This window comes from Cytobacillus firmus, from assembly GCF_023715565.1.
In the GTDB taxonomy this organism is placed as follows: domain Bacteria; phylum Bacillota; class Bacilli; order Bacillales; family Cytobacillaceae; genus Cytobacillus; species Cytobacillus firmus_C.
Window position 1 is genome coordinate 1 of record NZ_JAMBOJ010000109.1, and the last position, 5,720, is coordinate 5,720.

Annotated in this window: 7 protein-coding genes; all 7 read right to left on the reverse strand. The window is 37.8% G+C overall.

Annotated elements, in window-relative coordinates; translation table 11 throughout:
* Positions 1-440, reverse strand: a 440-nt coding sequence (locus M3205_RS24735; protein WP_251172303.1) for a DUF6094 domain-containing protein, incomplete at its 3' end; no start/stop codon positions are given.
* Positions 441-584: 144 nt separating this feature from the next.
* Entirely contained in the window at positions 585-2,390 is a 1,806-nt protein-coding gene (gene ltrA, locus M3205_RS24740; protein WP_251172304.1) for a group II intron reverse transcriptase/maturase, read from the reverse strand.
* 683 nt (positions 2,391-3,073) lie between these two features.
* Complete coding sequence (locus M3205_RS24745; protein ID WP_251172305.1) at positions 3,074-3,367, reverse strand: DUF6094 domain-containing protein; 294 nt, start codon at positions 3,365-3,367, stop codon at positions 3,074-3,076.
* 378 nt (positions 3,368-3,745) lie between these two features.
* Entirely contained in the window at positions 3,746-4,021 is a 276-nt protein-coding gene (locus tag M3205_RS24750) for a hypothetical protein (protein ID WP_009336504.1), read from the reverse strand.
* Positions 4,022-4,097: 76 nt separating this feature from the next.
* Positions 4,098-4,511, reverse strand: a complete 414-nt coding sequence (locus tag M3205_RS24755) for a single-stranded DNA-binding protein (RefSeq protein ID WP_019379597.1) — start codon at positions 4,509-4,511, stop codon at positions 4,098-4,100.
* Positions 4,511-5,167 (reverse strand): RadC family protein, encoded by a 657-nt coding sequence (radC, locus tag M3205_RS24760; protein ID WP_159868108.1) that lies wholly within the window; start codon positions 5,165-5,167, stop codon positions 4,511-4,513. The genes M3205_RS24755 and radC overlap by 1 nt, the downstream gene beginning before the upstream one ends.
* Before the next feature lie 44 nt (positions 5,168-5,211).
* On the reverse strand, positions 5,212-5,562 hold the full coding sequence (locus tag M3205_RS24765; protein ID WP_159868111.1) for a DUF6018 family natural product bioysynthesis protein: 351 nt from the start codon (positions 5,560-5,562) through the stop codon (positions 5,212-5,214).
* Positions 5,563-5,720: the final 158 nt, after the last annotated feature.

A 5,720-nucleotide genomic window follows, 5' to 3' on the forward strand; every position in this document is an offset into this window, starting at 1 on the left:
TTTCGAATCCCTTCAACAAAATCTGATTTATTTGCTAACTTGGTATAGAATGTCCTTAATTTTTCTACTCCTGCAGGAACACTCCACTTTTTATTGGCAGCAACGAAGCGGTCTACCGGTGTAACATTTTCCATCACAAATTCATCAGATTCCATTTGAATAAGGAAGTCAAACAGCTTTTGATTAAATTCCTTATGCTTACCTGTCTTTTTATTACCGATAAATATACACTGACGGAAATCATCATAATCATCATCCGAAAATCTCATCATGCCTACATTATAAAAATGTGTGGCCAAAAACCTAGCGATCCGCTTATCGGAATAACGATAAGAAGGAATCACATACATTATGAGACCTTGTTCCTTAAGATATTTGGTGTTTCTGTAAAGCTCAGTCCACTCTTTTCTGTCAGCTGATTCATCATCTATCCCTTTCATTGTGAAATCGTATGGGGGATTTAAGTATAAAAATGATACAGCTTCATTTTGATAGCGATAGGTAAGGTTTTGATGCTATCTCCACCTTTTCCCCCGCTCCACACCGTACGTGAGATTTTCACCTCATACGGCGTTCCACCTAGTTTAGAATCTAATTGGTTTTAGATTACAAGCCTTGCGATATTGGTTAACTTTCTGAATTTGCCTTGCCTTCAGATTTAGTAACATAAGGTATCGCCCAATAGTGTCTTCGTCAGAAGCGTGAATCAGTCTATGCACGTTTTTATGGATGATTCTCAGATTGTCAAAGGAATCATTACCTCCTTCTTTTCTAGGGGTAAAATGGTGACAATGAACATCATCCGCATATAAAAATTCTCCTGTAATATCACAACAACCCATTTGCATTGAATATCGTGAAAGACGGTTGTCTAGGTATTCTGCGGTACCCTCAGGGATATGGGATTTCATCAATTTAAGAATTTCACCCATGATTTCGGGCTTCAATTTCTTAGAAATTAGCAATCTCCCTTTTTCCGTGAATGGTGTTAGCTCCTGTGAGAAATTCAGGTTTGTTCTGGTCTTAATAGCTTGCATAGGATAAAGGTAAATACCATTTATTGCCCATGCTCTGTATCTAGACCAGCCATAGAATTTTTTGTATGTTGGTGGTGCATTACTTGTGTAAACCCGCTTTCCAACTTTTGAGAACCTATTGTATATCAGTCGGGATAATCTGTGGGACAGGTCGGTAAAGTCGTTACTAACATGAGTTGCATATTTAAAGTAGTTATGGATTCCTAGAATGAAGCTGTTCCAATTCATAAGGTTTTCTCGGGAAGGGTTTTTGCGAATATTCAAGATATGCTTTCTCGCACGTCTCAAAATTTGCTCCTTCTTTTCACTCTTTATATTACTTTTTGAAAAGTAACTGCTACCCTTTGGGGTTGCTTTTAGAGTGAAACCTAAGAAATCGGTGCTTCTTTTTCGGAGATTAACTACTTTGGATTTATCCGGGTTGATGTCTAATTCGAGCCTTTCCTTTAAGTAATCTTTAACCGCGTGAAACCATTTGAGTGCAACTTTATGGTTTCTTGCAAAGATTTTAAAGTCGTCAGCATATCTCACAATGTAACCTTCCTTTAAATTGGTACGTTTTAAGGCGGCTACCTTATCACCTTGTCTTTTGTATGAAAATTTCGATGGGTAGTTCTCCCATTGATTCGAGATCCATACATCTAAGTCATGTAAGACTATGTTAGACAGAAGTGGTGACAGGATACCTCCCTGTGGTGTTCCTTTTGTAGGAATACCAAGACCTTTAATGGGGGCTTTTAACATTTTTGAGATTATTGCTAGGACTTTTCTATCCTGTATGCCTATACTCCATATTTGCTTCATTAACCTGCGGTGATTTACGTTATCAAAGAAGCCTTTAATATCTATGTCTACAACAAAGTGTAGTTCAGCCTTGTTGATTAATGAATCGCAACGGGATTTAGCATGGGATGTACTTCTTAAAGGTCTGAAACCATAGCTGTGTGAGTAGAATTTCGCTTCACAAATTGGCTCAAGGACTTGCTTAAACATCTGTTGAATAATCCGGTCAATCATGCTAGGAATTCCTAATGGACGTTTGTCTCCATTGGGTTTGGGAATATAGACTCTTCTGACCGCTTTAGGTTTATAATCCACTAACTGCTCTTGGATAAGAGTGATTAGTTCCTCTTGGGATTTTAGTTTATAGCTGTCTATCGTAATTCCGTCAGTTCCTGGAGTTTTAGACCCTGAATTTGACTTGATAGTTCTATATGCTAAAAGGATGTTGTCTCGACTGGTAATTATCTCGTAAAGTTTATTAAACTTTTCACCGTTCTTACTTTTCTCATATAACTCAGAAAAGGTCGGTGTTAGTCCGTAATACTCCCACTGTCGCAATCTCGTCTGCACTGTGGCAACTCCACCTTTCTTGAGTTGTCCCCACATTCATACTCGACCGATGCAGCTCATCTATTAAACCAGATTTTAGTTCTATCCTAGACTTGGGCCTATCCCTCCACTATGTTTCCATAATTTCATAGGTACTGTGGCCCTACTTTCACGACAACGAATGCATTTCGATACAAGGTATCTTATAGCAACCTTCCCAGTAGTGACTGTTATATAGAAGTTTATCGCTTACGACGTTCCGAATTAATTAGCTATACATATAAACTTAGGTGCTGACTCTGAGCCTGTGAGCGTAATATCCTCATGGTTGGATATATCGGTTTTCATAGTCATTTGCTTACTAGCCGACACTCACCTCGCTGTAGCGAGCAGAATACTTTCGTATTCCTATCATGTAGACCCGTTCATTCGCCAGTTCGTCAGTTCATTTTAGAACATTCTCACCATATTTATTTTGTAGCCCCCCGACTTATCATCACCCATATTCAAAGAACTTAGGGTGATTTCAGCCGACTTCGCCTGGCTTCACACATCTCTGATTCACTATTAGTAGATGCATGCAGGAGTCTTAGGGAAAGAGTTTCAGCTCAACATGAAGGCTTTCATTCCTCTTTATCATTAATTCAGTTGTAACTATTCTTTATTACGAATAGCCCCTTCTTTTCCTAGATTTGCTCTAGTTATTAAAGAACGCCTCGCACAATGACCATAGATTCAATAGGTGCATTAATTGTATGGTCTAATACAGATTTTGCTTTATCCGCTCTTCCCTTATCCAACTCCACACCATATGTAGTAATCCTACAATCTTCTTTCTGAAAGGCAGCTGTTAGTTGTTTAAGGATTTCACCCTCACCGCATGTGGGATCTAGCCACACTCCGCTCCCTTCAACTTCTAATAAGTGAGCGAAATACTCACCTTGTCGTTCAGGAGTGGCAAAGAAGCCAGCCCTAATTTTATTTCCTACATGACTCATTTAATAATCCTCCTAAAATATTATTCTTAGTATCTGTCCAAGTCCGAAATCCAGCCTTTTCGTAAAAGTCCTGATAAGGATCGCGAAAAGTATCTAAGTATTCTATAAGCTCATTGAGTTGGTCCCTTGATACCTCACCTTTTTTGTAATGATTCCTTAGGTGGGTCAAAGCAACCACTTTGAACATCTTATCTTTCTATGCAAACGCACTTTGAATCCCGAAGTAAGCTAAAAAGGGAATGTACTCCTTGGCCTTTTAAAAAAACGGTTCGGTCACTGCTGAATCGAGATAACAATCTGGCAGATTCAAAAAAATTCCTCCTTCATAATTAAAAAAGAAAGGGAAACACAAGACCCTTTCTTCATTTTGGAGATCTATTAATTTTCAATCCGAAGCCCTAAGATTGAACAAATGGCTTTTAAGGAGTCAGACTCCGTGATATCCATTTCTTCGAGTTTAGTAAGCTCCTGATCCTCCAAAATTTCATAAGTATCAGTATGGAGGTAAATTTCTAAATAACCTTCATCTTCCGATTCCTGAAACATAGGAAGAAATCCAAACTTTTCTCCAAAACTTACTTCTAGGTATTCTCGTATCTCCTCAGCACTAGCAGAAAATATATTAGACTCATCTAGTACACGATATTTTTTCATTCTATGCCTCCAAATTCTTTTTTAAAAAGGAAAAGCGCTCATTCACAAAGGAACGAACGCTTTATTCTCTCCAATCTTAAAATGGCCATTCCTCATGGGTTTCAACGCTACCAGGGAACGGGTCGTCATCATGGGATTGGTTATATTGATGATGATCTCCATTACTATTTTCATTGATACTTTTCTTTGTATCGAGAAAACGTACATCTTCTGCTACAACTTCCATAGTATAAATCTTCTTATTGTCTTTCATATAAGATCCAGTACGAATAGAAGCAGTAACACTAACTAAACTACCCTTGTCCAGGTATTTATAACAATTGTTAGCAGTCTTTTTAAACGTTTTTATCTGAATAAAGTCAGCTTCACGTTCACCGTTTTGGTTTGTGTAATTACGATTAACAGCCAATGTGAATAGGCAAACTTTCTGTTCATCACCTTTAATAATAGGCTTTTTTGTAAGTCGCCCCACTAGGTTAAGGCTATTCATTAACAATACCCCTTTTCTTTTAATGAAGTAAAATTCCCGTGATGACCAATAATAATGTGATCTAATAAATCGATCCCCACTAGCTTCCCTGCCTCAGATAATCTTTTGGTAACTTCGATGTCTTCCCTTGAAGGATACGGGTCTCCGCTAGGATGGTTGTGACCAGCTATTATTGATGCTGCGCTTAGTTTTACTGCCTCACGAAAGATTTCTCTAGGGTGTACGATACTTGCATTTAAAGATCCTTTAAATATTGTCTTACGCCCAATAACCACATTTTTTGAGTTAAGAAATAGCACCTCAAAATGTTCTTGATCTAGTGTAGACATATCAGACATATATTTAGCAGCATCTTCAGGACTTCTGACAATATAGCTATCCTCAAACTTATATTTGTTGAGCAGTCCAGCAAGTCCAATACAGGCGATAATTCGATCTGCAGTTGTTTCACCAATACCTTCATATTGAAGTAACTCTTCTTTAGATAATGAAGAGAGCCTTTTTACTCCTAATGAAGACAACTGGCCAGTTACAACTGGTTTTGCTTTCGGTCCAATTAATACTGCTAACAAATTTTGTAGAGAAGTATTTTCAAAACCATAAAAGCCTAGCTCCTCTTTCGCAATTGCAAAATGATTTTTCAATGTTTCCAACAACCTTTCTTAAAGTCTCTTAAATGCTTTCTTAAACTAATTGCCTCTTACTCTTCGATGTCGAAGAAGTACCCGAGAATGGCTTTTTTGGTACGCTGAATAAAAGAAGGTCTTACCTCATAATTAGTGCTCATATGATAAGTTTTCTCTCCCTTTAATCTCCACATTATTGTTTCTCCAGTTGCATTCTCGACAGCTGCAATAAACAAGAGTATCTCTTGTGTAGCAGACTTCCTATCAATAGACTTTGCTCGAAAATAGCGACGCTCTCCATTTCTAAGAAGTATCTCTGCAGAAATGCGATACCTGTCATTTGAGGGTAAAAGCCTGATTTCCTTTCTACAATCCTCAATAACATCTCCTGGTTTTCCTAATAACAGTGACATTGTAACAGCCATTTTCTTTTCCACCTTTCTGGTATATTTTTTATTAAAACGCAAAAAAGCGTCCTCCAGAATGACTCTAATAAACACAGAAAAATGTGTAAAAGAATCGTTCCAAAGAACGCATACGTTTAATAAACATAGCCCGCTAACCAAAGATTGGTTGCTAAAAA

Bases quoted from the DNA above. Each gene is read 5' to 3' on its own strand.
- M3205_RS24745 (WP_251172305.1), bottom strand. From the start codon at position 3,367: ATGAGTCATGTAGGAAATAAAATTAGGGCTGGCTTCTTTGCCACTCCT.
- M3205_RS24750 (WP_009336504.1), bottom strand. From the start codon at position 4,021: ATGAAAAAATATCGTGTACTAGATGAGTCTAATATATTTTCTGCTAGT.
- M3205_RS24755 (WP_019379597.1), bottom strand. From the start codon at position 4,511: ATGAATAGCCTTAACCTAGTGGGGCGACTTACAAAAAAGCCTATTATT.
- M3205_RS24765 (WP_159868111.1), bottom strand. From the start codon at position 5,562: ATGGCTGTTACAATGTCACTGTTATTAGGAAAACCAGGAGATGTTATT.